At 38.1% G+C, this 25,078-nt stretch carries 21 protein-coding genes, 2 tRNA genes and 2 pseudogenes; 15 read left to right on the forward strand and 10 right to left on the reverse strand.

All coding sequences use genetic code 11. The features are described from left to right. Positions 1–31: 31 nt before the first annotated feature. The 3 genes from K333_RS0103770 to K333_RS0103780 all read left to right on the forward strand — a co-directional run bounded on the left by K333_RS0103770 (position 32) and on the right by K333_RS0103780 (position 2,803). A complete protein-coding gene (locus K333_RS0103770) occupies positions 32–2,566 on the forward strand; it encodes an ATP-dependent Clp protease ATP-binding subunit (RefSeq protein WP_024989343.1) in 2,535 nt (844 codons plus the stop codon). Positions 2,567–2,654: 88 nt separating this feature from the next. After that, a tRNA-Thr gene (locus K333_RS0103775) sits at positions 2,655–2,727 on the forward strand. Positions 2,728–2,732: 5 nt separating this feature from the next. Next, positions 2,733–2,803: transfer RNA gene (locus K333_RS0103780), tRNA-Gly, on the forward strand. Between the two features lie 163 nt (positions 2,804–2,966). Here K333_RS0103780 and K333_RS0103785 read toward each other — a convergent pair. Next, a complete protein-coding gene (locus tag K333_RS0103785) occupies positions 2,967–3,446 on the reverse strand; it encodes a hypothetical protein (protein ID WP_081657195.1) in 480 nt (159 codons plus the stop codon). Positions 3,447–4,001: 555 nt separating this feature from the next. On the opposite strand from K333_RS0103785, the gene K333_RS13085 reads away from it, so the two are divergent. From K333_RS13085 to K333_RS11880, 10 genes and pseudogenes are all read left to right on the forward strand, one after another. Further along, entirely contained in the window at positions 4,002–4,160 is a 159-nt protein-coding gene (locus K333_RS13085; protein ID WP_154652980.1) for a CRISPR-associated endonuclease Cas1, read from the forward strand. 1 nt (position 4,161) lies between these two features. After that, positions 4,162–5,901, forward strand: coding sequence for a recombinase family protein (locus tag K333_RS0103795; RefSeq protein WP_081657196.1), 1,740 nt, complete (start codon positions 4,162–4,164; stop codon positions 5,899–5,901). Between the two features lie 67 nt (positions 5,902–5,968). After that, entirely contained in the window at positions 5,969–6,232 is a 264-nt protein-coding gene (locus K333_RS0103800; protein ID WP_027452351.1) for a hypothetical protein, read from the forward strand. A 236-nt stretch (positions 6,233–6,468) separates the two neighbouring features. Continuing rightward, positions 6,469–7,560: a DNA cytosine methyltransferase gene (locus K333_RS0103805; protein WP_024989345.1), complete on the forward strand. Its 1,092-nt coding sequence runs from the start codon at positions 6,469–6,471 to the stop codon at positions 7,558–7,560. 7 nt (positions 7,561–7,567) lie between these two features. Further along, a complete protein-coding gene (locus tag K333_RS0103810; RefSeq protein WP_024989346.1) occupies positions 7,568–8,605 on the forward strand; it encodes a restriction endonuclease PLD domain-containing protein in 1,038 nt (345 codons plus the stop codon). A gap of 3 nt (positions 8,606–8,608) precedes the next feature. After that, on the forward strand, positions 8,609–10,519 hold the full coding sequence (locus K333_RS0103815) for a Z1 domain-containing protein (RefSeq protein WP_036889055.1): 1,911 nt from the start codon (positions 8,609–8,611) through the stop codon (positions 10,517–10,519). Positions 10,520–10,522: 3 nt separating this feature from the next. Further along, a complete protein-coding gene (locus K333_RS0103820) occupies positions 10,523–11,149 on the forward strand; it encodes a DUF6088 family protein (RefSeq protein WP_024989347.1) in 627 nt (208 codons plus the stop codon). Then, entirely contained in the window at positions 11,127–11,339 is a 213-nt protein-coding gene (locus K333_RS12655; protein WP_051230861.1) for an SLOG family protein, read from the forward strand. The genes K333_RS0103820 and K333_RS12655 overlap by 23 nt, the downstream gene beginning before the upstream one ends. Positions 11,340–11,474: 135 nt before the next feature. After that, positions 11,475–11,696, forward strand: a pseudogene (locus tag K333_RS13660) (winged helix-turn-helix domain-containing protein); the annotation flags it as partial. 51 nt (positions 11,697–11,747) lie between these two features. Next, a complete protein-coding gene (locus K333_RS11880; RefSeq protein ID WP_244870407.1) occupies positions 11,748–12,287 on the forward strand; it encodes a restriction endonuclease in 540 nt (179 codons plus the stop codon). 11 nt (positions 12,288–12,298) lie between these two features. Here K333_RS11880 and K333_RS12880 read toward each other — a convergent pair. Beyond that, positions 12,299–13,204, reverse strand: a pseudogene (locus K333_RS12880) (IS982 family transposase). A gap of 253 nt (positions 13,205–13,457) precedes the next feature. On the opposite strand from K333_RS12880, the gene cas2 reads away from it, so the two are divergent. Next, complete coding sequence (cas2, locus tag K333_RS0103845; protein ID WP_024989349.1) at positions 13,458–13,754, forward strand: CRISPR-associated endonuclease Cas2; 297 nt, start codon at positions 13,458–13,460, stop codon at positions 13,752–13,754. Between the two features lie 105 nt (positions 13,755–13,859). Here cas2 and nqrF read toward each other — a convergent pair whose 3' ends face one another. Genes nqrF through K333_RS0103875 form a run of 6 tightly spaced genes read right to left on the reverse strand, consistent with a single transcriptional unit; the run spans position 13,860 to position 19,574 of the window. Next, entirely contained in the window at positions 13,860–15,131 is a 1,272-nt protein-coding gene (nqrF, locus tag K333_RS0103850; RefSeq protein WP_024989350.1) for an NADH:ubiquinone reductase (Na(+)-transporting) subunit F, read from the reverse strand. A gap of 15 nt (positions 15,132–15,146) precedes the next feature. Then, positions 15,147–15,773: an NADH:ubiquinone reductase (Na(+)-transporting) subunit E gene (gene nqrE, locus K333_RS0103855; RefSeq protein ID WP_024989351.1), complete on the reverse strand. Its 627-nt coding sequence runs from the start codon at positions 15,771–15,773 to the stop codon at positions 15,147–15,149. 2 nt (positions 15,774–15,775) lie between these two features. Further along, entirely contained in the window at positions 15,776–16,402 is a 627-nt protein-coding gene (locus tag K333_RS0103860) for an NADH:ubiquinone reductase (Na(+)-transporting) subunit D (protein ID WP_027452355.1), read from the reverse strand. A 6-nt stretch (positions 16,403–16,408) separates the two neighbouring features. Further along, complete coding sequence (locus K333_RS0103865; RefSeq protein WP_024989352.1) at positions 16,409–17,017, reverse strand: FMN-binding protein; 609 nt, start codon at positions 17,015–17,017, stop codon at positions 16,409–16,411. 13 nt (positions 17,018–17,030) lie between these two features. Further along, a complete protein-coding gene (locus K333_RS0103870; protein WP_024989353.1) occupies positions 17,031–18,188 on the reverse strand; it encodes an NADH:ubiquinone reductase (Na(+)-transporting) subunit B in 1,158 nt (385 codons plus the stop codon). Between the two features lie 30 nt (positions 18,189–18,218). After that, entirely contained in the window at positions 18,219–19,574 is a 1,356-nt protein-coding gene (locus K333_RS0103875) for a Na(+)-translocating NADH-quinone reductase subunit A (RefSeq protein WP_024989354.1), read from the reverse strand. A 348-nt stretch (positions 19,575–19,922) separates the two neighbouring features. Here K333_RS0103875 and K333_RS0103880 point away from each other — a divergent pair, with 348 nt between their 5' ends. Further along, complete coding sequence (locus tag K333_RS0103880; protein ID WP_238314287.1) at positions 19,923–24,068, forward strand: translocation/assembly module TamB domain-containing protein; 4,146 nt, start codon at positions 19,923–19,925, stop codon at positions 24,066–24,068. A gap of 173 nt (positions 24,069–24,241) precedes the next feature. Here the strand turns inward: K333_RS0103880 and K333_RS0103885 are convergent, their stop codons facing one another. Further along, on the reverse strand, positions 24,242–24,676 hold the full coding sequence (locus tag K333_RS0103885; RefSeq protein WP_036885958.1) for a hypothetical protein: 435 nt from the start codon (positions 24,674–24,676) through the stop codon (positions 24,242–24,244). 1 nt (position 24,677) lies between these two features. Beyond that, positions 24,678–25,055 (reverse strand): hypothetical protein, encoded by a 378-nt coding sequence (locus K333_RS0103890; RefSeq protein ID WP_154652981.1) that lies wholly within the window; start codon positions 25,053–25,055, stop codon positions 24,678–24,680. Positions 25,056–25,078: the final 23 nt, after the last annotated feature.

Genomic DNA, 25,078 nt, shown 5'->3' on the forward strand with positions numbered 1-25,078 from the left:
GTAGAACTATAAAAAGAAAGGATATAACAAAATGACCAGTCAGTTTTCGCCTAGAGTTTCTGAAATCCTCGCATTCTCACGCGAGGAGGCTTCTCGTCTGGCCAGTCGTTCAGTAGGTCCGGAGCATCTTCTTCTCGGAATATTAAGAGAACGAGATGGCATCATTCCCGACCTATTTTCTAGTTTTGAAATCAACATACAAGATATCAAGAAAGAACTAGAATATAAAGCTAAAGAAGACGAGATTCAAGAACCGATAATAACATCGGAACTTGTATTAAACCAACAAGCAAGCAATATATTAAAACTATCTGTGTTAGAGGCTCGTGTGCAGCATACACAGATTGTCGACATCCAACATTTATTGCTTGCTTTGCTTCATGATCAAACCAACAATGGAGCAAAACAAGTATTAGAAGAAAACAATATGAATTACGAAGACACTCTGTCCTACCTCAAGAAGATTACTTCCACCCCGACAGAGGATGGATTACAAATACCTGATGAGGAAGATGAAGAGGATGATTCTATGATGGCAAACAATATGTCGTCACAGAATAGCAAGAACACAACGACAACAGAAAAAAGAGGAAAATCAAACACTCCTGTACTTGACAATTTCTCTATTGATTTGACAGCTGCTGCTCAAGAAGACAAACTTGATCCTGTCGTAGGAAGAGAAAAGGAAATACAACGTGTTACCGAAATCTTAGGTCGACGCAAAAAGAACAATCCTATCTTAATAGGTGAACCCGGTGTCGGAAAGAGCGCTATCGTAGAGGGATTAGCTCAGTTGATTGTAAAACGCAACACTTCACCAGTATTATTTGGTAAACGCGTAGTAAGTCTTGATATGACTTCTATTGTAGCAGGCACAAAGTATAGAGGTCAGTTTGAGGAGCGCATAAAAGCTCTTATCAAGGAACTGGAGCGCAACCCAGACATTATCATCTTCATCGATGAGATTCATACAATCATAGGAGCTGGTTCTGCTCCAGGTTCTATGGACGCTGCCAACATTTTGAAACCAGCATTGGCTCGCGGAGCCATACAATGTATTGGTGCGACCACACTCGACGAATATCGTAATTCTATCGAAAAGGATGGTGCTTTGGAGCGTCGTTTCCAGAAAGTTGTGGTGGAACCTACTACAAAGACCGAAACTTTACAGATCTTGGAGAATATCAAAGACAGATATGAAGCTCATCATCATGTGAAATATACTGACGAGGCTTTAATGGCATGTGTCAAATTGACAGATAGATATGTCACTGACAGATTTTTCCCAGATAAGGCTATTGATGTTCTTGACGAGGTAGGTTCACGTGTACATCTTAAGAATGCGATTATTCCACCAGAGATAACAGATTTACAGAAAGAAATCGAAGATTTGAAACACAAAAAGCAAAGTGCTGTTCAAAATCAAAACTTTGAGTTAGCTGCTGGATTTCGCGATAAGCAGTTGAGTATGGAAAAACAACTGCAAGAACTGGAAGCAAGTTGGGCAAAGGGAGAAACTGGTGACAAGGTTGAGGTAGACGGCGAACAGGTTGCCGATGTAGTAAGCATGATAACAGGAGTACCTGTACAGAGAATGGCAGAAAACGAAGGCGTTAAACTTCGTAATATGGCTAACATACTGAAGAATGATGTCATCGCCCAAGATAGTGCTATCGACAAGATGGTGAAAGCCATTCAAAGAAATCGCGTAGGATTAAAAGACCCTAACCACCCTATTGGTGTCTTCATGTTCTTGGGTCCGACAGGTGTAGGTAAAACCTACCTCGCTAAGAAATTGGCAGAGCAGATGTTTGGCTCTACTGATGCTTTGATCCGTATAGACATGAGCGAATACACCGAAAGTTTCAACACAAGTAGACTTATTGGTGCACCTCCAGGATATGTAGGTTACGAAGAAGGCGGTCAATTGACAGAACGTGTACGCCGTCATCCTTACTCTATCGTATTGCTCGATGAGATCGAAAAGGCACATGGTAATGTCTTCAACCTATTATTACAAGTACTTGACGAAGGTAGACTTACCGATGGCAATGGTCGATTGGTTGACTTCCGAAATACCGTGATCATCATGACATCAAATGCCGGCACACGTCAGCTCAAGGAATTCTCTCATGGTGTAGGATTCACCGCTGGTGGTACTTCAGGCATAGCAATGGATGACAACGATAAAGCTTATGCTCGTTCTATCATCCAGAAGAGTTTAAGTAAGCAATTCTCACCAGAATTCTTGAATCGACTTGATGAAATCATCACCTTCGACCAATTAGACCTTGAGGCTATCAAGAAGATTATAGATATAGAACTAAGAGGACTTATTGGAAGAATCGAAGGATTAGGATATCATATTGCACTCACAGATAAAGCCAAGGAATTTGTTGCCACCAAGGGATATGATGTACAGTTTGGTGCACGTCCTTTAAAGAGAGCTATCCAACAATATATCGAAGACGGTGTGTGCGAAAAGATCTTGAGTGGAGAAATTCAGCCTGGTGATACCATCTCGATAGGGAAAAATCCTAATAAAGAAGAATTAACATTCAAATAATTTTTCTCATAAAATATAAAGATGTCGCGATTTTTTCGCGACATCTTTTGTTATTTAAAATAAAAGTAGTATATTTGCAATCGGTTTCGCCGATATGGCTCAGTTGGTAGAGCAACGCATTCGTAATGCGTAGGTCCCGGGTTCGAGTCCCGGTATCGGCTCACTCGCGGAATTAGCACATCGGTAGTGTACGGGCTTCCCAAGCCTGGGAGGCGGGTTCGATTCCCGTATTCCGCTCATCATCTAAATCTTGAAAAACAACAATTCACTTTTAAACATTAAAGTTTTGTGTAATCATCCAATTACATGCTTAATAAGGTTGGTTTAAAGTCATTAATATGTAAAACTAGAATAAGGGCCACCTGCAGATGACCCATATAAGTTAGAAACTAATAAGTTTTTAATAATCACGGAATTGATGAAACTTAAAGATTGCAGTTTTGATACCATCCTCATTTATTTGGACATCTCTATCTGTCGTCGAAGCAATACATCTATACCCATTTGCTTTGAGTATTGTAACTATAGAGAATACAAAATTCATCTCTCCCATAACATGTACTGTTGCTATCTTATTCTCTGAGATTTCTTCTATCTTATGAACATATTCATTAGTCAAAGACTTGATCTCATCAGAACTAGCTTCAGGAGATATCATTGGGAATGGTAAGTCTATCACATTTCCGAAGCTAACGGCTGCTTGTTTTTGCTCTGTAGACCAATCCTCATAAGGATGATTTGTGAGATTTATAAGAATACGTTCAATAGGTTTATAATCTTCCGTATCTTGAAATCCTTCGAATTCCTTTATAAGAGGAGAATCACGAAAATGAAAGCATATTCCATTACAACAAGGATTAAGACAAATATAGTTCTTCATTGCTAATTATTTGAAATGTTAGAAGGCGCATTCTATCAAGGATTAAAACGATTCAAACTCTGCTACACATACTTTTAGTATGCACTTTAACTATACTGTAATTATTCACTTTATTTAAACTTTATCTCACAAGTATTAAAAGAAAAAGAGACAACTATTTCTGCCCATCTAGAACGTACACTGAGGTTTTATGCCTCACAAAACATAAAAAATACTCCAGAAAATACTGATTTCTTGAATGCAGTTAACTTCATCGGCTTACGAAGTTAACTTCGTAAGCTCACGCGAATAGGTATGTAGCCCTATGCAGTTAACTGAAGAAAAGGCCATTCCTATATATTTTGATGATTTAATTAAAACAGTAAGCATATAAACATCTGATTACCAACAAGTTGTATTTTATTCATATTTTTAATATTCATAATTACCCCTATCTTCAATTCTAAATTCGCAAATTATGAGTCACCTTTATCGATGGAAAATTAAACAATGAAAGGTTCTTTAAATTAAAAAAGTATAAAATCTATTTTTGCTACATAACATAAAATTAAGCCTATGGAACTTGTTTTAAACAATTACGGTATAAAACTCAGTATTAGCAATAATGCTTTTATTGTTACCAATGAAGAGGGTAAACATCGAATTCCTATTCGTGATGTTGATACGATTATCGTTTGTAAAAATGCATCTCTTACAAGTAATGTAATTCTTTAGTATGTTTTTTGGGGGGTGTTATTTTCTATGTACCTTTGTACCCAGAATTAATAATAACAAATTCACCGAACAAGAGCGAGAGATTTACCAGATGGCTATTAGTGATGGCTACAAGCCTGAAGACATTATCCCCATCTGTGAAAAGGAATCTGGTATCAAACTGGAAGAAGAAGAAGAAAGGGCTGGCCTTAACCAGATGAAGCAGTACATAGAATCTGGTATTGGTGTGGATTGTGTGTACTGTTGGGAAGTAAGCCGTATAGCCAGAAGGAAGAAGATTAACTTTTCCGTACTAGAATACTTGACTTCCCACAAGGTGCAACTAATCATCAAAAATCCATCTATTAGACTGTTTAATGATGATGGCAGTATCAATGAAGGTGCTGAAGTGGTATTTACGCTTTTCTCACAGATGGCAAAATCCGAAATGAGGACTAAGAAGGAACGCTTTAAGAGGAGCAAGGATGCCAGAAGAAAGCAATCTTACTATACTGGTGGCTTCATCCTTTATGGCTACACTGTAGATGAAGAAAAGCGTTTAGTGCCGAAGGATGATGAAGCAGAAGTAGTGAAGATGCTATACACTATGTACCTTACTGGCAAATATAGCTTCAGAAGCCTAGCCAAAGAAATCCGTGAAATGGGTATCTTCACTGATAAATCTGCATACGCTGCCGAAGTAGCCGTAAACCACATCCTTACTAATACTGCCTATGCTGGTGTACCATCCAGTGAAGGAAGTAGGATGAATCTGAAAACTGAAGGCAATGTGTACCCTGCCCTGGTCACAGTGGAAATAGTTGAAAAGTGCAAGGAAATTGCCCAGAAGAATATCATAGCCCCCAAAAAGAAGTATAGCACCTATTACTTTGGCAAAGGTATCCTTAGATGCCCAGACTGTGGTAAGGTGATGATGGCAGTGAAAAGCCACAACTTCTACCACTGTGTTAAGTGTGGATGTAAGACTACTATTAATATAAATATGGTGGATTCCGCTTTGTGGCTTTGCGCTAGCCCCTTGTATGTGGCTAAGATGGATAAGAAGGCAGAAGGCCAAAAGGAATACTATGAAGCCCAGATAGTACTTCTTAACCAGAAGATAGAAGTGGCAAAGACAGAAATAGCATCCATCCAGAAACGAGCTGAAAAGGTGGAATACAAAGCCTATGTGGAAGGCACTATAGATACTGCTAAGGCAGATAGATTCATAGCCGACTTGAATAAGAAGATAGAAGCCCAGAATACCCAGATAGCATCTTTCACTAGCCAGATTATGGATTTTAAAAACCTACTATTCCAGTACAAGGATGAATATGAAAATGGTACTTCTGATAATGTAGCCGAAATCACAGATGATAAGGTAAGATTTGAAATCATACACCAGATGATTAAGTGGGCTACTATTGACAGAATGGAAGATAATAAGATGCTTACCGTTATTACTATCTATGACTATATGGATAACAAGCATAAGTACCTTCTGGATTCAAGAAACCACAAAATCTACACAGATTTCACCCCTAATGGTGTGGGATTAGTAGAAGCCGAAGGTGCATATATCCAAAGGTTTGTAGCCACCTACCAAACCACAGACAGAAGGGAAGCATATCTGGCCTATCAGAAGCAGTATAGGGAAGCCCACAAGGATACCGACAAGGCTAAGGCCAGTAATGCCGAAAGAAAAAGGAAGTACCGTGAAAGGAAAAAGGCTGAAGCCCAGAATACACCTACCGAAAGTTAAAGTAGGTGTATTCCCTGACTAGGTGAAGAAAAAGTAGTAATTTTGTAACCAGATAAAGAATAAGACTATGTACGATTCCATTCAAGAATTAAGGGCTTTTAGCCAGAAGGTATTTGATGCAGTAGAAGAATACCTTAGCGAACCTACAGACGGTGTAGGCTTATATGTAGATGATGATAAGGAAGTATCCATCATCCCTGAATCAGAAGCAGTAGATAAAGCTAACTACTATCCCATCCAGACACTAGTAAGGGATGGTGACAATGGTACACTGGAAGCGGATGGTGATGCTATAGATGAAGTAGCTAGCCACCACTTCTTTGTTAGATAATACCTATATATATAATATGTATAGTAATCCAGTCCTAAAGGGCTGGATTTTTGTATTATAGTTTTGATGGATAGCAAAATAATACCATTGGGGACTTTAGAAAGTAAAATACACGAAATATCCAAACTTTTGCAGTTAAAAAAATGTATTACCTTATTATAATTAAAATTAAAGTTGTAATTTTGCGGCAAAATGCGGCAAAATCAATCAATAAAGGAAATATAAACAAATCAGATATGAAACAAAAAGAAATAAGAATTATTTCACTTTTTTCTGGATGTGGTGGACTCGATCTTGGTTTTGAACAAGTCGGGAACTACAAAACTTTATGGGCAAATGATTTCAAACACGAGGCTTGTGAAACCTTTAGAAATCATTTTGGTAATGTAATTGTTGAAGGTGATATTGAAAAAATAGATCCTTACACTGACCCCAATATACCTGATTGTGATTTAATTCTAGGAGGCTTTCCCTGCCAAGATTTCTCTATTATTTGGAAACAACCTGGACTCAATGGAGAACGTGGAAATTTATATAAAAGTTTTCTTAGGTTTGTTGACGCTAAGAAACCCAAAGCATTCGTGGCTGAAAATGTAAAAGGAATCTTGACTGCTAATAAGAAAAAAGCAATTAAACAAATTATTGAGGATTTCCAGAACATAGAACCTGGCTATGTGGTGATTCCACATCTTTACAATTTCGCTGATTATGGGGTACCAGAATATAGAGAACGAGTTTTAATAGTTGGTATTAGAGTTGACACTGGTTTCCATTTCGAACATCCCAAACCAACTCACGGAACAGATAAGGGTTTATTGCCCTATGTAACTGTTGGAGAGGCATTTGAAGGTGTTGAAAAAGTTCCTTATAATAATGAACTTTTGAAAGTTCAAGAAAGGACAAAAAAAATTATTAGCTTGATTCCTGAAGGTGGGAACTTTACTTGCATACCTAAGGATAGCGAGTATTATGTGAAAGGGATGATTAGTCACGTTTATAGAAGAATACATAGGGGAGAACCTTCAAAAACAATAATTGCTGCTGGTGGTGGCGGAACTTGGGGCTATCATTATCCAGAAAATAGGCCTTTAACTAACAGAGAAAGAGCTAGGATTCAAGCATTCCCTGATGATTTCATCTTCTATGGAAATACAACTGAAGTTAGAAGACAAATAGGAAATGCTGTACCCCCTGTTGGTGTACACGCTATTGCTAATGCATTAAAACCATTATTCTTTGGGGAATATGAAAAAGTTAATCTTGATGAACAAAGAAAGCAACTTATGAATCTTTCATTTGAAGATAGATATAAACTAATCACAAAATAGTCGTCATATGGAATTATTACTACCCGCAAACCCTATTATACAACAACAAGTACATACAAGAAGTATTTCAAGTCTATATAATAGATTGGTTGATAATGCTACTGATTTTAATGTCGCAACTGGTTTTATTACTAATGACTCCATTGCGGCTCTAAAACAAATTGTTGAGTTTCGTGAGGGAGGATTAAACCTATCATTGTTTATTGGTATGAATTATTTAGATGGTTTTACTAAGCCTCAATATAATGCCATTAAAGAATTGGATGGTTTCTTAACAAGGTATAATAGTGGCAAAGTTTTTTTATCACCCAAAGCATTATACCACGGTAAAATGTATTCTTTTATGCAAGGAAGTTCTTGCCTTGCATCATTTGTGGGTTCGTCAAATCTTGGTAGTTTTGTAGGTACATCCCAAAACCTTATAGAAGCAGATGTATTATTTCAGAACGATGAAGGCAAACAAATTAATTCATATATTAAGCAGATAACCAACGCTCTTGGAACAGATTTTAAGGATTTGCCTGTAATTGAGAAATTCAAAGAGGTTGATTTTGAATTGCTAAAAGATTACTCATATGTAAAAAAGCTAACTAAAAGCCAATTGCAAAAAGAGTTAAGCACTATTACTGGAGCATATGTTGACATTCCATTAAAGACTGAAGCAAAGAGCAACCTAAACACCTATTTTGGAAAGGGTAAAATTAAAGGGAAGTATAGTCCAAGAGGATGGTATGAAGTAGAAATAATTGTAGGTAAGAATTTGCCTGATATTGATTTAATACCTGATAAAGAACAAGGTGCATTTACAGTAGTAACCACCGATGGTTATGAATTTGAATGTTCAAGGCAAGGTGATTACTCGAAGAACTTTAGATCAGAAAATGATTTAAAAATATTAGGCCGATGGATAAAAGGACAAATGGAGAATTATGGCGCTTTGGAAATTGGCACACCTGTAACAGAAGATACTTTGAGAAAATTTGGGAAAAGCCATCTTAGATTACAAAAAACGACAACGGGTAAGTTTATTCTATCTTTAGTATAGCATATGTATCATAATCAGTATATTTCCAAGATTGATAATGCAGAGTTAGTACAAACTATTAACGTAACATCTGCTTCATTTATTCAAAGGATAAATGAGAATTTTGATATTAATAGGCAATTAAATGCTTTACTCCTTGGCAATGTCCAAAGTGGGAAAACTGCCCAAATGCTTGGTATTATTTCTGCTATGGCAGATGAAGGATATAAGATATTTTTGCTATTAACTACTGACAATGTTGATCTCCATAGGCAGACATATAATAGAGTTAAAAACTCGCTATCTGGTTTTAATGTGTTAAATGAAAAAGAGGAATCTTTATTAACACAAGCATCCCTAATAAAACCAACAGTAGTAGTCCTAAAAAAGAACTCTCGTGTATTATCAAGATGGAAGAACCATTTATTAAATACTAATATATGTAAAGGCTTATTCCTCGTTATCTTTGACGATGAAGCTGATGCATCCAGTCTTAACACATTAGTAAATAAAGACAGAGTTAGTACTATTAATAAAAGATTGTCGGAAATTAAAGCATCTGCTGCTAACACAATCTATATAGAAGTAACCGCAACTCCACAAGCAGTTATCTTACAAACTTCAATGTCTGGGTGGAGGCCAAAGTTTGTTTACTATTTTAAGCCTGGAGATAATTATCTAGGTGGTAATTACTTTTATCCCAAGACACAATCTCTAAATACCATATTTACACCAGATTATGAACTTGATTCTATAATAGAAGGGGGTGACGTTATTTGCCCAATAGGGCTAAGTAGGAGTGTTTTTTCATTTTTAGTTAACTGCGCCCATAGAAAACTAAATGGTCAGTATAATTGTAATTTTATGATACACCCAAGTATGAGGATAAATGTACATAATAAATTTGTTACAACGATACAAGACCATCTTAATCTTTTGCAGAGATCTACAGAAGAAAAGGCCTTTGATACAAATCTTCGTGCAGAATGGAGAAATTTACAACAAACAAAACCAGATTTAGAAGATTATGAGGATATTAAAGAATCGGTAATTGAAATCCTAGATAACACTGAATTATTGGTTATTCCTTTAAATTCTAAAAGTTTTGTATGTAGAGATCCTGATAATCCAGATGCATTAGACTTGTCAAAAGGTTTTAATATTGTAGTTGGTGGCAACACTTTGGGCAGAGGTATTACCTTTCCCAATTTGCAAACTGTATATTATTGTAGAAATTCTAAAACACCACAAGCCGATACTTTTTGGCAACATTCACGCATATTTGGATATGATAGGGAAAAGCAGATGGTTCGTATGTTTATTCCGAAAGGACTATATAAGCTATTTTCCGACCTTAATGCTTCTAACGAGATGCTTATTAAGCAAGTCGAAGATAATCTTGATAATATCCAACTTATTTTCCCAAGTTATATACGACCCACACGAAAGAATGTCATAGACAATGAATATCTAAACTTTATACACGGTGGCGTGAATTTATTTGCCGAATTACCCCTTAGAATTAATGTAGAAACAATAAATCAGATTATTTCACAATACGCATCAGAAAAGAGTGTAGATGCTGAACCTGAGTTAATTATAAGACTTCTTAATCTTGTTAAGAGTGAAACTATAGAGGATTTCAATACAAACAAGTTTGTTGCCTGTATTCAAGGATTGAAGGCCAAAAGGCCTCAATTAAAGTGTAAATTGATAGTAAGATTAGACCGCGATATTACTAAAGGTACTGGTACATTACTATCTCCCAATGACAGAACATTGGGTGATAGCTACAAAAAGGAAGTAGTTTTAACTATGTATCGTATAATAGGGAGCAAAGATAAAGGTTGGGATGGGTATCCTTTATGGATTCCAAATATAAAATTCCCAGATGATTGTTGTTTTTATGATATTGAAGAAATAGCCCGTGATTAGAATATGATTACTAATTTTATCATTGATGATTCTGGAATGTACAAAGTCATTAATCTTTTAAAGACAATTAAAAGAGGAACAGTTCTAACTATTGATGACTTTAGGGAAATAAAAAACTTATCATATACCCATATAAGGACTATTTTAGTAACCCTTTGTGCGAAAGATGTTTTAATCAGAGTTTGTCGTGGGGTATATTGCTATCCAATTATTGAAGATGGAAAGCCTGTTTTTCCATCGATTTATTTAGTATTGACAAAAATAGCCGAGAAGGATAATTATGAAATATGTCCTGTTGGGGAATATGCAGAATACCTATTGGGTATAAGAGAAACCATCCCCAATAATATTCTATGCTATAATAATGACAAAATAAAAACTATTAATTTTGAAAATGGTATTTCTGCTAAGATATTACCATCCAAAAGGTTTTTTTCACCATTAATAAAGGATGCGAATCTTCGGATGCTTATCAATTATATAAATGCTATTGGTATTAGTAATATTAGTAAAAAAAACAAAGAAAAACTAGTTGAATATTACGTTAATTTAGGTAAGCCAAACGATACTAAGATTCCATCTAAAATAGTGTCTTTTTTGGAACGAAATGAAACTAGCTATAATAGGTAGTAGAACCTGTCCCCCAGTAGATATAGAAGCATATCTAAAATACATCCCAGATACTATAGTTTCTGGGGGTGCTAAAGGGGCTGATACCTATGCTAGAGAGTTTGCAAAGAAGAAAGGGCTTAAACTAATAGAATACTTCCCTAACTATGATAAGTATGGTAAGGGTGCTCCACTAGAAGGAATAAGCTGATAGTAGATGAATGTGATTGTGTACTAGCTTTCTGGGATGGCACTAGTAGGGGTACGAAGTTTACCATAGACTATGCTAAAGAACAGAATAAACCAGTTAAAATAATCCAGATATAACAACTTAAAACCAGATATTATGCTACCTAAGTTTGAAGATTTCTTATACCCATTCCTTCTATTCCTAAAAGATGGGAAACTTACAAAATCCGAAATAAAGGATAAAGTAAAGAAGCATTTTAATCTATCTGAAGATGATTGTACTACTAAAACCAAATCTGGTAATACTAATCAGTTTGAAGATAGATTAGGCTGGGCTAGACAGTATTTCCGTAGGGCTTTATTTATAGATATTCCCCAAAGGGGTAAGAATTATCTGGCAAATCATACTTCATTATGTATAGAAGATTTGATGGCTTATCCAGAATTTGCTTCTTATGCTAAAGGAGAAGTAAATAAGAAGAATACCGCAACTTCTACCACTACAGAAGAATTAACCCCTATAGAAAACCTTAAAAGTGCTTACAAACTGATTAACGATGATATATCTGAAGAATTGTTGGCCTTAGTATTGAAGCAAACACCACAATTCTTTGAAAAGCTAGTTGTAGATCTGCTTAAAGGTATGGGCTATGGTGGTGGTAATGATGATTACGGATTAGTTACCCAGTATTCTAAGGATGGTGGTATAGATGGAATAATAAAGGAAGATAAACTAGGATTAGATAACATCTATATACAAGCTAAAAGATGGACTGTACCAGTAGGTAGCCGAGAAATCCAACAGTTTATAGGTGTACCGGATGGTAAGAAGGCTTCTAAAGGTGTTTTCATTACCACTTCTACTTATGCTAAGACTGCCCAAAAGTGTACTGAAGAATCCACTAGAAAGATTGTACTAATAGATGGGAAACAACTGGCAGATTATATGCTCGAATATAACATAACGTGAGTTCGACGAATTCAAAATAAAGTTAGCTGTGTATCAATAGTTCTTTGTACATTGATACACGGCTTTTTTGGAAAAAGACAGTATGCAGCCAATGCTCCGAGTAAATTTACCACAAAATTATCAAAACATCTATGTCTGGAGTGTTCAACTTGTGCTATATTCTTAAGTTCGTCATTAACAGTTTCAATAATAGCTCTCTTTCTAAGCAATAGTTTGTCCGACATACTTACCAAAGCTCCTTTCATGTTGTTTTTCAATTTTGTGATAAGTTGTATACCATCAACAAATAACCTCTGGAAAAGGTTTTTGCAGATGTACCCCTTATCTCCAACTAACTTTCCATATATGAATTCCACGAAAGCTTTATATTTCAATGGTTCACGGTCGTCTACATCACCTGGAGTTATCATAAAATTCAGAAGTTCCCCTTTCTCATTACAAATCAAATGTAGTTTAAAACCAAAGAACCATCACATAGAACATTTACCTCTTTGAGCAATGCCCTTAAACACTTTGTGCATGTGTATGCGCTGATTCCGGCAAACTCGTAGTGGAGTGCTATCTACAAAACTAATGCCGGTACATTTACCTAAAAGAACCTTCTTTATAAACAAAGCCAGAGGAATGTCTACTTCTTTTTCAAGTTCTACAAAACGGTTATACGATACTACTTCAGGGAATAGGTGACGCAAATGTTTGCACACCTTCTCAAGGTAGAAATGCTTCAGACAACGATAACCAGAGGAATGAAAAAGTATCATTATCAGCATTACTTCAGCCTTAGATAGAGTGGATTTTCTATGATAACTACGCTTTTTTGTGTCCTTAATGGTGTATTTTAACATCATTGCATCAAAAAACTTGCAGAATTCATCTGCCATAAAGAAAATTTCTGTAACTTTGTCCTCAGTGATCATAGCGATTTTTGTTTGTAAATCCTTGATTTTGAACACTATAAAGTTACAAATAAAATCGCTAATCACCAAATTTTCAGATAGTTATAATTCGTCGAACTCACGTTATATTAGATGCACCAGGAAGACAAATTTTATTAAAAGAGACTAATGAATATCTTTCTTCTTGCTCTAGACAATCCGAAAGAGGGAACAGTAGAAGATTTGAAATGTTTCTTGAGATTCAACAGTTTGCACAAAACATGAAAAAGCAGATATGATATTCTTACTATTATATGATATCGGCAATGATAAAATGCGTGGCTTGCTATCCAAATATATTGAAGGGAAAGGTGGTTTCAGAATCCAAAAATCAACTTTCTTGATAAATTCTGATAGTGAGATTTTTAATGAAATATATTCTTCCGTCACATGTTTAGAAGAATATTGTGAAAAGAATGATAGTATTATCATCGTACAGATTCCTATGGCAAATGCTCAAACAATAAAAACCATTGGGAAAAAGATTCCTCTCTCTAGAATCCTAAAGACCGAAAAGACTATCTTTTTCTAATGGAAACAGATACGAATGCCTTCGGGATTAGTTCGGGGAAAAGAGATGAGCTCGGTGCAATACCGAGCTCATTAATGTATAGAATTGAATAAGTGATTTCTACTTTTATCCAAAGTTATCATACATGATACTCTCTGGATCAACACCAAGAGAATCAAGATATTCTGTAACTGTCTTAATCAACATTGGAGGTCCACAGAGATAGTACTCACAATCCTCCGGAGCCTCATGGTCTTTCAGATAGGTATCACGAACACAGTTTACTGCGAAACCTGCGTAATACTTAACACCGGCTGCGTCTGCTACAGGATCTGGACGGTCAAGACTCAGATGCAAGTGGAAGTTAGGGAACTCTTTCTCCAATTCCCAGAAGTCTTCCATGAAGAATGCTTCGTTCAGACTGCGGGCACCATAGAAGAAGTGAAGTTCACGATCTGTAGTATGCAAGGTCTTTGTCATGTGCATGATCTGTGCACGAAGAGGAGCCATACCAGCACCACCACCAATCCAAATCATTTCCTTACCAGAAGTAAAGTTAGGATGGAAATCACCATAAGGACCACTCATCATTACCTTATCACCTGGCTTCAATGAGAAGATATAAGAAGAGGCTATACCTGTAGGTACATTCTGGAAGCCAACCTGTGGACGTGGCAAAAATGGAGTTGATGCGATACGTACTGTAAGAGTGATGATATCGCCCTCATCAGGATAATTGGCCATAGAGTAAGCTCGCACTGTTGGCTCTGGGTTATGAGCCTTGAGCGAGAAGATATTGAACTTCTTCCATGCTCCGATATATTCCTCACCAATAAGATCCTTATCAAAATCTTTATCGTAATCGATACAATCGTATGCTGGAATCTTAATCTGTGCGTAACTACCTGGAATAAAGTCCATATGCTCACCTGGAGGAAGAGCAACCTTGAACTCCTTGATAAAGCTAGAAACATTCTTGTTGCTGATAACGGTACACTCCCACTCCTTAACACCAAGAACGCTTTCTGGAACCTTAATTTTAAGGTCGCCCTTTACCTTACACTGACATCCAAGACGCCAATGTTCCTTGATTTGCTTACGAGTGAAGTGTGGACGCTCTGAATCCAAGATTTCGCCACCACCTTCAAGAACTTGTACCTTACACTGACCACAACTGGCTTTACCACCACATGCTGAAGGTAAATAGATACCATTCTCGTTAAGAGTGGACATCAAGCTATTACCCTGAGGTACGTTAATAGTCTTATCGCCATTGATCTCAATGTTTACATTGCCACTTGGTGAAAGGTAACGCTTTGCAACAAGTAGAATGATAACCAACAGGAGAATCGTGATCAGAAAGACTCCTATACTTGCTATAATAAAAGTTGTATTCATTTCATTCCCCTCCTATTAGAATTTAAGACCTGAGAAGCATAGCATAGCCATTGCCATCAAACCTACTGTGATAAAGGTGATACCAAGACCCTGAAGTGGCTTTGGAACATCACTATACTGAAGTTTCTCACGAATTGCACCCATCAAACAGATTGCTAGAGTCCAACCAATACCTGAACCTAATGCATATACGATACTATCTCCTACACTGGTAATGGCCTGAGTATTACTTGCTTCAAGTTGGATACGCTGCTGCATGAAAAGAGAAGCACCCATGATGGCACAGTTAACAGCGATAAGTGGAAGGAAAATTCCAAGAGCACTGTATAATGATGGTGAGTACTTTTCTACTGCCATCTCTACCAACTGTGTCATACCTGCGATTACGGCAATAAAGAGAATGAAACTCAGATAACTCAAATCAACTCCTTGGAATAGACAGTCAGGACCGAGAACCTTAGTCTGAAGGAGGTAATCTACAGGAACGGTGATGAACAGCACGAATGTCACTGCCATACCAAGTCCGAATGATGTTTTTACATTCTTAGATACAGCCAAGAAAGAGCACATACCCAAGAAATATGCAAAAATCATATTGTCGACGAAAATCGAACGGAAGAATAAATTAATTGCGTGTTCCATTTTTATTTCTCCTCCTTATAAAAGAATGAACGGTGTACCCATATTACACATCCTAAAAGGATAAGGGCCATTGCCGACATTGTCATCATACCATTATTCATATAACCTGCGTTGTATACTGCGTCTGGAATGATCTTGAAACCTAAAAGACTTCCTCGACCAAAGAATTCACGAGCTGCACCTACAACGAACAGAATCATCGCATAGCCTAGGCCGTTGCCGATACCATCAAGGAATGATGGCCAAGGCTTGTTCATCATTGCGAAAGCCTCAAGACGACCCATCAGGATGCAGTTGGTAATGATCAGACCGACATATACCGAAAGTTGAACACTGACATCATACGCAAATGCTTTCAATACTTGGCTCACAATAGTTACCAAAGCTGCTACTACCACTAGCTGAACGATGATACGAATGCGCTGAGGGATTGTGTTACGTATGATTGAAATAATTACATTAGAAAAAGCCGTAATAACTGTCACAGCTAAACCCATCACGATAGCAGGCTTCAACTGTGAGGTAACGGCAAGAGCACTACAGATACCAAGTACCTGAACCATGATAGGGTTATTCAGGTTTAATGGCTCTACGAATGCTGCCTTATTTTGTTTACTAAAAAGTGACATATTTCCTTATTTCTTAACAAGTTTATATTTAGCAAGACAGGTCTTCAACATGTCGTTTACACCATTTGAAGTTAGAGTTGCACCTGTTACGGCATCTACCTCATTCTCAGGGTTCTTCACTTCTTTCTTAACGCCAAGGGCGATATCTGTAGAACCATCTTTGAAGATCTTCTTACCATTGAACTTCTTCTGCCAGTTTACGTTGTCCTTGATTTCTGCACCAAGTCCGGCAGTTTCTCCTTCATGATTGAAGTATGCACCATATACAGTATTGTTGTCAGCATCCACAGAGATATAACCTGAGATACCTCCCCAGAGCCCCATACCCTTGAGTGAGAAAACTGTCTTCTTCTGACCGTCTATCTCGCACTCATAGTATTTCATACCATCCACTTCTTTCTCTGCCTTAACAACTTCTTTGTATTTTGCTACGGCTGTCTCATTATCGAGATCGCGAAGATTCAGAGAATTCAAAATCTGCTTCTGTTGATCAAGTGCTACGTTGGCATCCTGAGCAGGTTTCAATACCTGATATACAAATGCGAGCAGGAATGCTACGATAACAACTATTACAGCTGAATATATTATTGTATAGCTATTAGAATTTGTTTTCATTTTGCATTCCTCCTTATTTATTAATAGCACGTTGAGCACGCTTGTTGATATTACGCTGTACTACGCAATAGTCGATAAGCGGAGCTACCATATTACCAAACAAGATAGCGAGCATCATACCCTCTGGATAACCAGGGTTCATCACACGTACAATAACTGCCATCGCACCAATCAAGAAACCATATATATACTTTCCTGTCTCTGTACGTGCTGAGGTTACAGGGTCTGTTGCCATAAACACAGCACCGAAGCAGAAACCGCCAAGTACGATATGCTCATACCACTGAATAGGGGTCATACCGAGTGCTTGGAAAAGCAAAGCCATCACGATACCGCCAACAAAGACACTACCCATGGTCTTCCAACTTGCAATTCCTGACCAAAGTAGAATGATGGCACCAATAGCAATGGCGATAACACTTGTCTCACCAATACTACCTGGAATAAAACCAAGAATCATATCGCTAAGATTAGATGTTGGTGTAATACCTTGGGCGATCTGTCCAAGAGGTGTAGCCATTGTGAAACCATCAGGAAGGGCATTACCCAAACCGAAAATAGTGTCTTTTGCAATCCAAACCTTATCGCCAGTCATGACAGATGGATAAGAGAAGAAGAGGAACATACGTGCTACAACGGCAACGTTGAACACATTCATACCTGTTCCACCAAAAATCTCTTTCGCAATAATGACTGCAAAAGCTATTGCTATGGCAAGCATCCATAATGGTGTGCTCACCGGAATGATCAATGGAATAATGATTCCTGATACGAGGTAACCTTCCTGTATCTCTTCGTGCTTCCACTGTGCCCAGGCAAACTCAATACCCAAACCAACAATGTAACTAACCAAGATCTTTGGTAATACGGCAAGGAAACCGAAACCAAACATAGCCCAGAAACTAGCACCGGCAAGCATGTTTGCTGCTGCGTAATTCTGATAGCCCACATTATACATACCAAACAGCATGGCTGGAATGAGAGCGATGACGACCATACTCATAATACGCTTTGAATCGATAGCGTCATGGATGTTAGCGCCACTCTGTGCCGTTGTGTTTGGCACATAGAGAAAGCTCTCGAAACCTTCGAAGACGCTCTGGAAAGCATGTAGCTTGCCACCTTCTTCGAAGTTTGGCTTTATTTTATTTAGATAATTTCTTAAACTCATTTCTTATTATATTTGAAGTTTGAGACTTTCTTATGCATTCTCTTTACGGAGGATGTTCAAACCTTCACGAACAATCTTCTGCAATTCCAACTTTGAAGAATCAACGAATTCGGCCAAAGCGAAATCTTCTGGACTTACTTCATAGATACCTAACTGTTCCTGTTTGTCGATATCGCCTGCAATGATGGCTTTGATCAGGAATTCGCCATAGATATCCATCGGTAATACCTTGTCGTATTCTCCACTCATAATCATGTGGCGCTCTCCACCCTTCACACGGGCATCCAATTCGTAGGTTTTCTTCTTACCGAACAACCAACTGAAATAGCTACGACTGGTAGAGAATTCTTTGGCACGTGGAAGTATCCAACCTAACATCTCGTCGGCATTGTCGCCCTCTGGAATCACGGTCACCTCACTTGTGTGTGCACCTAAATAATCATTCGCTAAATCTGCTTTCTTACCGGTAAGAGGATTGCCGTTGATCACGCGAATATGCTCATCGTGCTTCAGGTTTCCTTCGAGAATCGTTCGGATCGGTGTTCCGACAAGAACGTCTGCATAAGCAGGAGCTGTAACTTCACTACCTGCGATGGCAATGGTTCTGGTCATGTCGACTTTGCCTTCTGCAAACAGGCGACCGAAGAAGATGACTGCTGATGGATCTACTGTCCATACGATCTCACCTTTGTTCACCGGAGAAATGTGATTTACCTGAACGCCTACGTTACCTGCTGGACAAGGACCATCGAAAATGTTAACTTCTACGTCCTTGGCATTGGTAAGGGCTGATGAATTCTGCTGAGCTCCAACACCAAGATATACCTTGGCGATCTTACTCAAAGCGGTAAGACCTGTCTGGAAAGCCTCTTCGTTACCCTCTAACTCAACCTCAAAGTCAGCTGCCAAAGGCATATCTCTAAGGGCTGATACAAAAATTGCCTTAGGTGTAGTTTCTGAGTTGGTAGATACTGCATAAGGCAACTGATTAATAAATCCGAACAATCCTGCTTCGCACAAAGCCTTCTTTACAGCATCTCCATCGAGATTACTAACATCCTTTTTACCAAAATCAACAAACTGCTGCTCTGCATCAGTCTTTACCTTTACGCAAAGAACCTTACGTCTGTTTCCACGTATCACAGCCGTTACTTGACCGCTTACAGGAGAGGCAAACTTAACATCAGGATAAGCCTTGTTGGCAAACAAAGCATCACCGACATTGACATGATCACCCTCACGGACAAGAACTTTCGGAGTAAGTCCTGGGAAGTCTTCCGGTACCATCGCGTACTCTTCCGACTTTGCAATCTGGACTTTCTTACCTTCTGCTCTGCCCTTCAAGTTAATGTCTAAGCCTTTACGTAACTTAATTACATTTGTCATAACTACTTTAAAAATATAAGGTTTAAACTTTTATCTTAAATAAATGCGTACTGTCAATATTCAATTACTGCTGATATTTTTATTAGTTGCTGCAAAATTAGCAAAAAATTGCCGTTAACAAAACAAAAAATGATTATTTATTTCCTTTTGCAACCATTTTTTTCTAATTTTGTAGCAAAATTCTAGAATTATTCGAATCTGAAGAAGTTAAAGCATATTTCTAATGCCATAATATGGTCGATTCTTGGCCTTATTACGGCTATTTTTATCGCGATAAATCTGCCACCCGTACAGAATTATCTCGGAAGGGAAGTTGCATCTGCACTCGAACAGAAATTCGGCACGAAGGTGGCTGTAGGCAGAGTTGACCTGGGATTCTTCAACCGTGTTATTATTGATGATGTATCGATGCTTGACCAAAAGAACGACTCTATGTTCTATGCGACTCGTGTATCGGCTAGCATTGATTTCATTCCTTTATTCGAGGGGAGGATTTCTATTTCTTCGGCTCAGTTGTTCGGTCTTAACGCGCATCTGTATAAGCAAACGGCTGACAGTAAACCGAACTTTCAATTTGTTCTCGACTCTTTAGCTTCGAAAGATACTACCGAGCATACGCCGTTGGACTTACGAATCGGTAGTCTGATCATCAGGCATGGTAGGATAAAATATGACCAGCGTGATGTCGCACCAACTCATGTGTTCGATACGCATCATTTGGTAATTTCTGATCTGTCTTCGCATATCGTACTGGAGCATCTTACGGATAATAGTATCGCTCTAAACGTTAAGAAATTTTCAGCAAATGAGGGTAAAGGATTGAAGGTCAAGAAATTGCAATTCAAACTCAATGTTGATGAGCATGGGGCACAGCTCAGAGATTTCTATCTGGAGCTGCCGGGAACTGAACTGGACATAGACGGAATCTATGCCACCTACGATAGGAAAAACGGTAGCATTGACAAGCGTAGCATCTGCTTTAATGGAAGGATCAGCCAAAGCAAGATAACTCTCTATGACATATCGTGTTTGGCTACTGTATTCAAGAATTTCAAGAACCCGATATATTTAGAGTCTACATTTAGTGGTACCGGTGATGCCGTCCACGTGCAGAAACTCAACTTGCGCTCTGGTAACGGAACGGTGAATCTGCAAGGTAAAGGACGGATTTCAAACCTTGCCCGTAGCCCTCGGTTCTCAGCGCATATCGGCAACTTGAACTTATCGGCAAATGGTATAAAATTTATCACAAGTAATTTCGGAAGTAGATTCAACATTCCTAAGGAAATCGAAAGACTGGGAACCATCAACTTTAAGGGAAACATAGCGGGTGAAAAGAGGAATATTACGACAGATGGTGTATTCTCCACAGATGCGGGAAATGCGAATATAAATTTAGTAAAACTCGGGAATCACATTTCTACTTCCATCTCTACTAACGGGTTGAATCTACATCGTATCCTCGACAATCCAATGTTCGGGTTGATGATCGCTAATCTTAAAATCAACGGTAATCTGCAACCTCGTGATATTAAGTTATCATCACTCATCGCCAAAGGTGAGATCAACAGATTCGATTACAACAAATATACTTATCGGAATATCCATATCGATGGTTCGTATCTCAACCAGATTGCGAACGGTTTGGCTTCTATCAAAGACCCTAACGTAGATATTTCCGTAAAAGGTAAATATGGTATCGTCGGACGACAATATAATCTTTTGGCTGAAATAAACCATCTTTCACCAAGTGTCATACTGGGCATCAAGACTTTACATCGTGATTATGCTTTGAATCATATCAAAATCAGAGCCAAAAATCAGGGTAAAGAATCTTATCTGTATTTTAGTTCTCCTTTTGCAGAAATCAATGTAGACGGACAATACAACTATTCTACCCTACCGCAAAGTATCATTAATCTTTTAGCCAGCAAAATTCCATCTTTGCCGGGACTTCCTGCATACAAGAAGACATCTGAAAATAACTTTAAGATACAGGCTAACATCCATGACTGTGAATGGGTAAGGGAGATCTTGCATCTGCCTCTGAGCATCACGCAACCGATTACGCTCAACGGATTCATCAACGACCATAACAGCCAATCTAACATCGAGTTATTGATGCCTGATTTCACATACGATGGAACCATATACCGGCAAGGGCGTATCAACATCTCTACCCCACGCGATACGCTTACGGCGCATCTTCATATCAAAACCATCACTGAGAATGACAATGGGCCTGTATATGACGTATATGCTAATGCTGCAAGCAATAAGTTGCGCGCAAGTTTAAATTACGACAATGGAGAAAAGAAATTGCCGATAAGAGGTAGTCTGGATACGGAAACTGATTTCTTCAAGACCTTAAAGAGAAAAGATGCTGCTCATATCAACATTCATCCTTCTCATATTATAATAGGTGATACGATTTGGAACATCGAACCTAGCGATATCGTATACGAGAAAAATAGGGTTCTCGTAGACCATTTCGAAATCGCTCATAACCAGCAACATATCATCGTTTCAGGACTGGCGACGCCAAATAGTCAGGACACGTTGATGGTGAGCCTGCAGGATGTTAACGTGAAATATATCTTGGATTTGGTAAACTTCCATTCTGTTAGTTTCTCCGGACAGGCTTCGGGACAGGCTTATATCGCGAATGCTTTCCATAAGCCATCGGCATCGGCAAAACTGAAGGTAAGGGATTTCAAGTTCCAGAATGGTGAGATGGGTACTCTCTTTGCCAATGCTACTTACGATAATCAACAGAAACAGATAAATATTGATGCCATCGCTAACGATGGACCAGGTGTTCAAACGCTTATTAATGGTTATGTAGCTCCTGCACAAGACGATATTTATTTGGACATTCATGCTCTGGGAACAAAAGTACAATTTCTGGAGAGTTTCTGCGGTTCATTCATGAGTGACGTTGACGCCAATGCCGTTGGACATGCATATCTCATAGGGCCACTCAGTAAGGTGAACCTAAAAGGTGATCTAACAGTAAATGGTAAGATACATCTCAAGCCTACAAATGTAGATTATACATTAAAGAATGTCAAAGTACATGCTGTTCCTGACGAAATCTATCTTCAAAATGATACAATAACAGATAGATATGGTAATCTTGGCATCATCAATGGAGGCATTCATCATAAGAACCTCACGAAATTAAGCTATGACATAGCAATCAAAGCAGACCATCTTCTGAGTTATGAAACACATGAATTCGGAACAAACACATTCTATGGTATTGTCTTTGGAACGGGAAAATGCGACATTCATGGAAACAGCGATGAGGTTACACTCGACATTAATGCTACTCCTGAGAAGGGTACAATCTTTACATATAATGCTGCAAGTCCGGACGCTATCGGCACACAGGACTTCATACATTGGCGTGATATTGCAAAAATAGAAAAAGAGGAGAACGACACCATCGTAAAGGATTCGAAAACGATCGACATCCCTACCGACCTTAGAATGAACTTCCTCATTCATGCAAATCCTAATCTTACTCTTCGAGTAATGATGGATAATGAGACGGGCGATAATATTACCCTGAATGGTAGTGGTGTTATCAGAGCCAACTATTTCAATAAAGGGGCTTTCGATATGTATGGAACATACCTCGTAGATAGAGGTCTCTATACGCTGACCATTCAAAATGTAATCAAGAAGGAATTTAAATTTCAACAAGGTGGAACGATTGTCTTTGGTGGTGACCCATACAATGCCCTACTTCGTTTGCCTGCCATGTACACGGTAAATGGAGTTAGTCTTGCTGATTTACATCTAGGCAATTCCTTTGCATCCAACAACATCCGCGTAGATTGTTTGATGAATATCACCGGAACACCTGGATCTCCGAAAATCACATTCGGACTAGATATGCCTACCGTAAACGCTGATGCAAAACAGATGATCACATCGCTACTCAACAGTGAGGAAGAACTCAACCAACAAGTTTTATATTTGCTTGCTGTAGGTAGATTCATGACACCTGGTAACAATAATGCTTCTGCCGAGAGTGCAGAACAGCAAAGCCAAACGTCATTGGCCATGCAAGGACTATTAAGTGGTGCTATCAGTCAACAACTAAATACTGTACTTAAAAATGTGGTGAACAATTCTAACTGGAACTTAGGAGCCAACATTTCAACAGGTACAGAAGGATTCAACAATGCTGAATATGAAGGATTACTGAATGGAAGTCTACTTAACAATCGCCTTCTTTTCAACGGACAATTCGGTTACCGTGATAATGCCAACGCAACGACCAGTTTCATCGGAGACTTTGACCTACGATATCTCATCAATCCGAATGGTAACTTCGCTGTACGTGTGTATAATCAAACCAATGACCGATATTTTACACGTAACAGTTTGAATACACAGGGATTGGGATTCATCATCAAGAGAGATTTCAACGGATGGAAAGAACTATTCAAGTCTACTGGAAAGAGGAGAAAGAAAAAGAAATAACCTTCTCCCATCAATAGGAGCTGTTATTTCAACCATATATTCCCTATTCAAATCAATCTTCTAGCATTGGGGGTAAAACATCTCCCCCATTTATGCTAAAAGTCATTCTAAGGAATAAAATCTAAGAAAAGAGCATTCAACTCTTTACAAGAACATGATATAAATCGATTACATCATCTTTTCTCCATAATTCTTCTGAAAGCATTTCTATGAAACTGATCTTCTGCTTTAATGATTTCCATCACCTTACCAGCCGGAAGAATCTTCATAAACTTATTGTGATAAGTCTGTTGCAACTTCTTCATCTGAATATCAAATTCATCTTGTGTTCGAATAAATTCAGCACTTGCCCTATTATCACTGGTATCGACATGACGGAATCGACGACGCTGCATAAAGATAGCCCTTTCCTTCGTTTTCCACTCTCTATAAATAGGGAAAAACTTTACTGCTTCCTGCGGAGTCAGAGCAGCACGCATCACAATATACTGTTCCATATCAGCCTGCCATTTCTGTGGATCAAACTTTGGCAGTTCTATAGCCATCATGGAGGTAGTATTCAGTAACAGCCCTAAGGCAATCACTAAAGATCTTAGAAATGTCGACATATTATCTTTCTGATACATAGGCATAAATATCTTCATTATCAAGCATTGTATATTCTGCAGCTTCATCAATACTATTATAAGTATTGTTGATATTCTCTATATGATTATCTTTTGCTTGCTTAGCAACTACAGGTTGTTCAGGTTTTTGCAAAAGATACGACACTGCCAAAATACAAACCCCGATGAATACAGCTGCTGAAGTTATAATCACAGACATACGACGAATGATTGCGGCAGGGCGCTTCTTCGGTGCATTTTCCTGCTGTTCAGGCAACTTAGCCATCAGATCTTTGGTAAAATCATCAAAGAAGCCGTCAGGCACTTTGAAAGGTGTGTCCTTACCAAATTTCTCTAATATTAGCTTTTCTTCTTCGTTCATATTTGTATCCTTTATGGGTTTGA

Origin of the sequence: Segatella albensis DSM 11370 = JCM 12258 (assembly GCF_000426565.1) — a bacterium.
GTDB classification, from domain to species: domain Bacteria; phylum Bacteroidota; class Bacteroidia; order Bacteroidales; family Bacteroidaceae; genus Prevotella; species Prevotella albensis.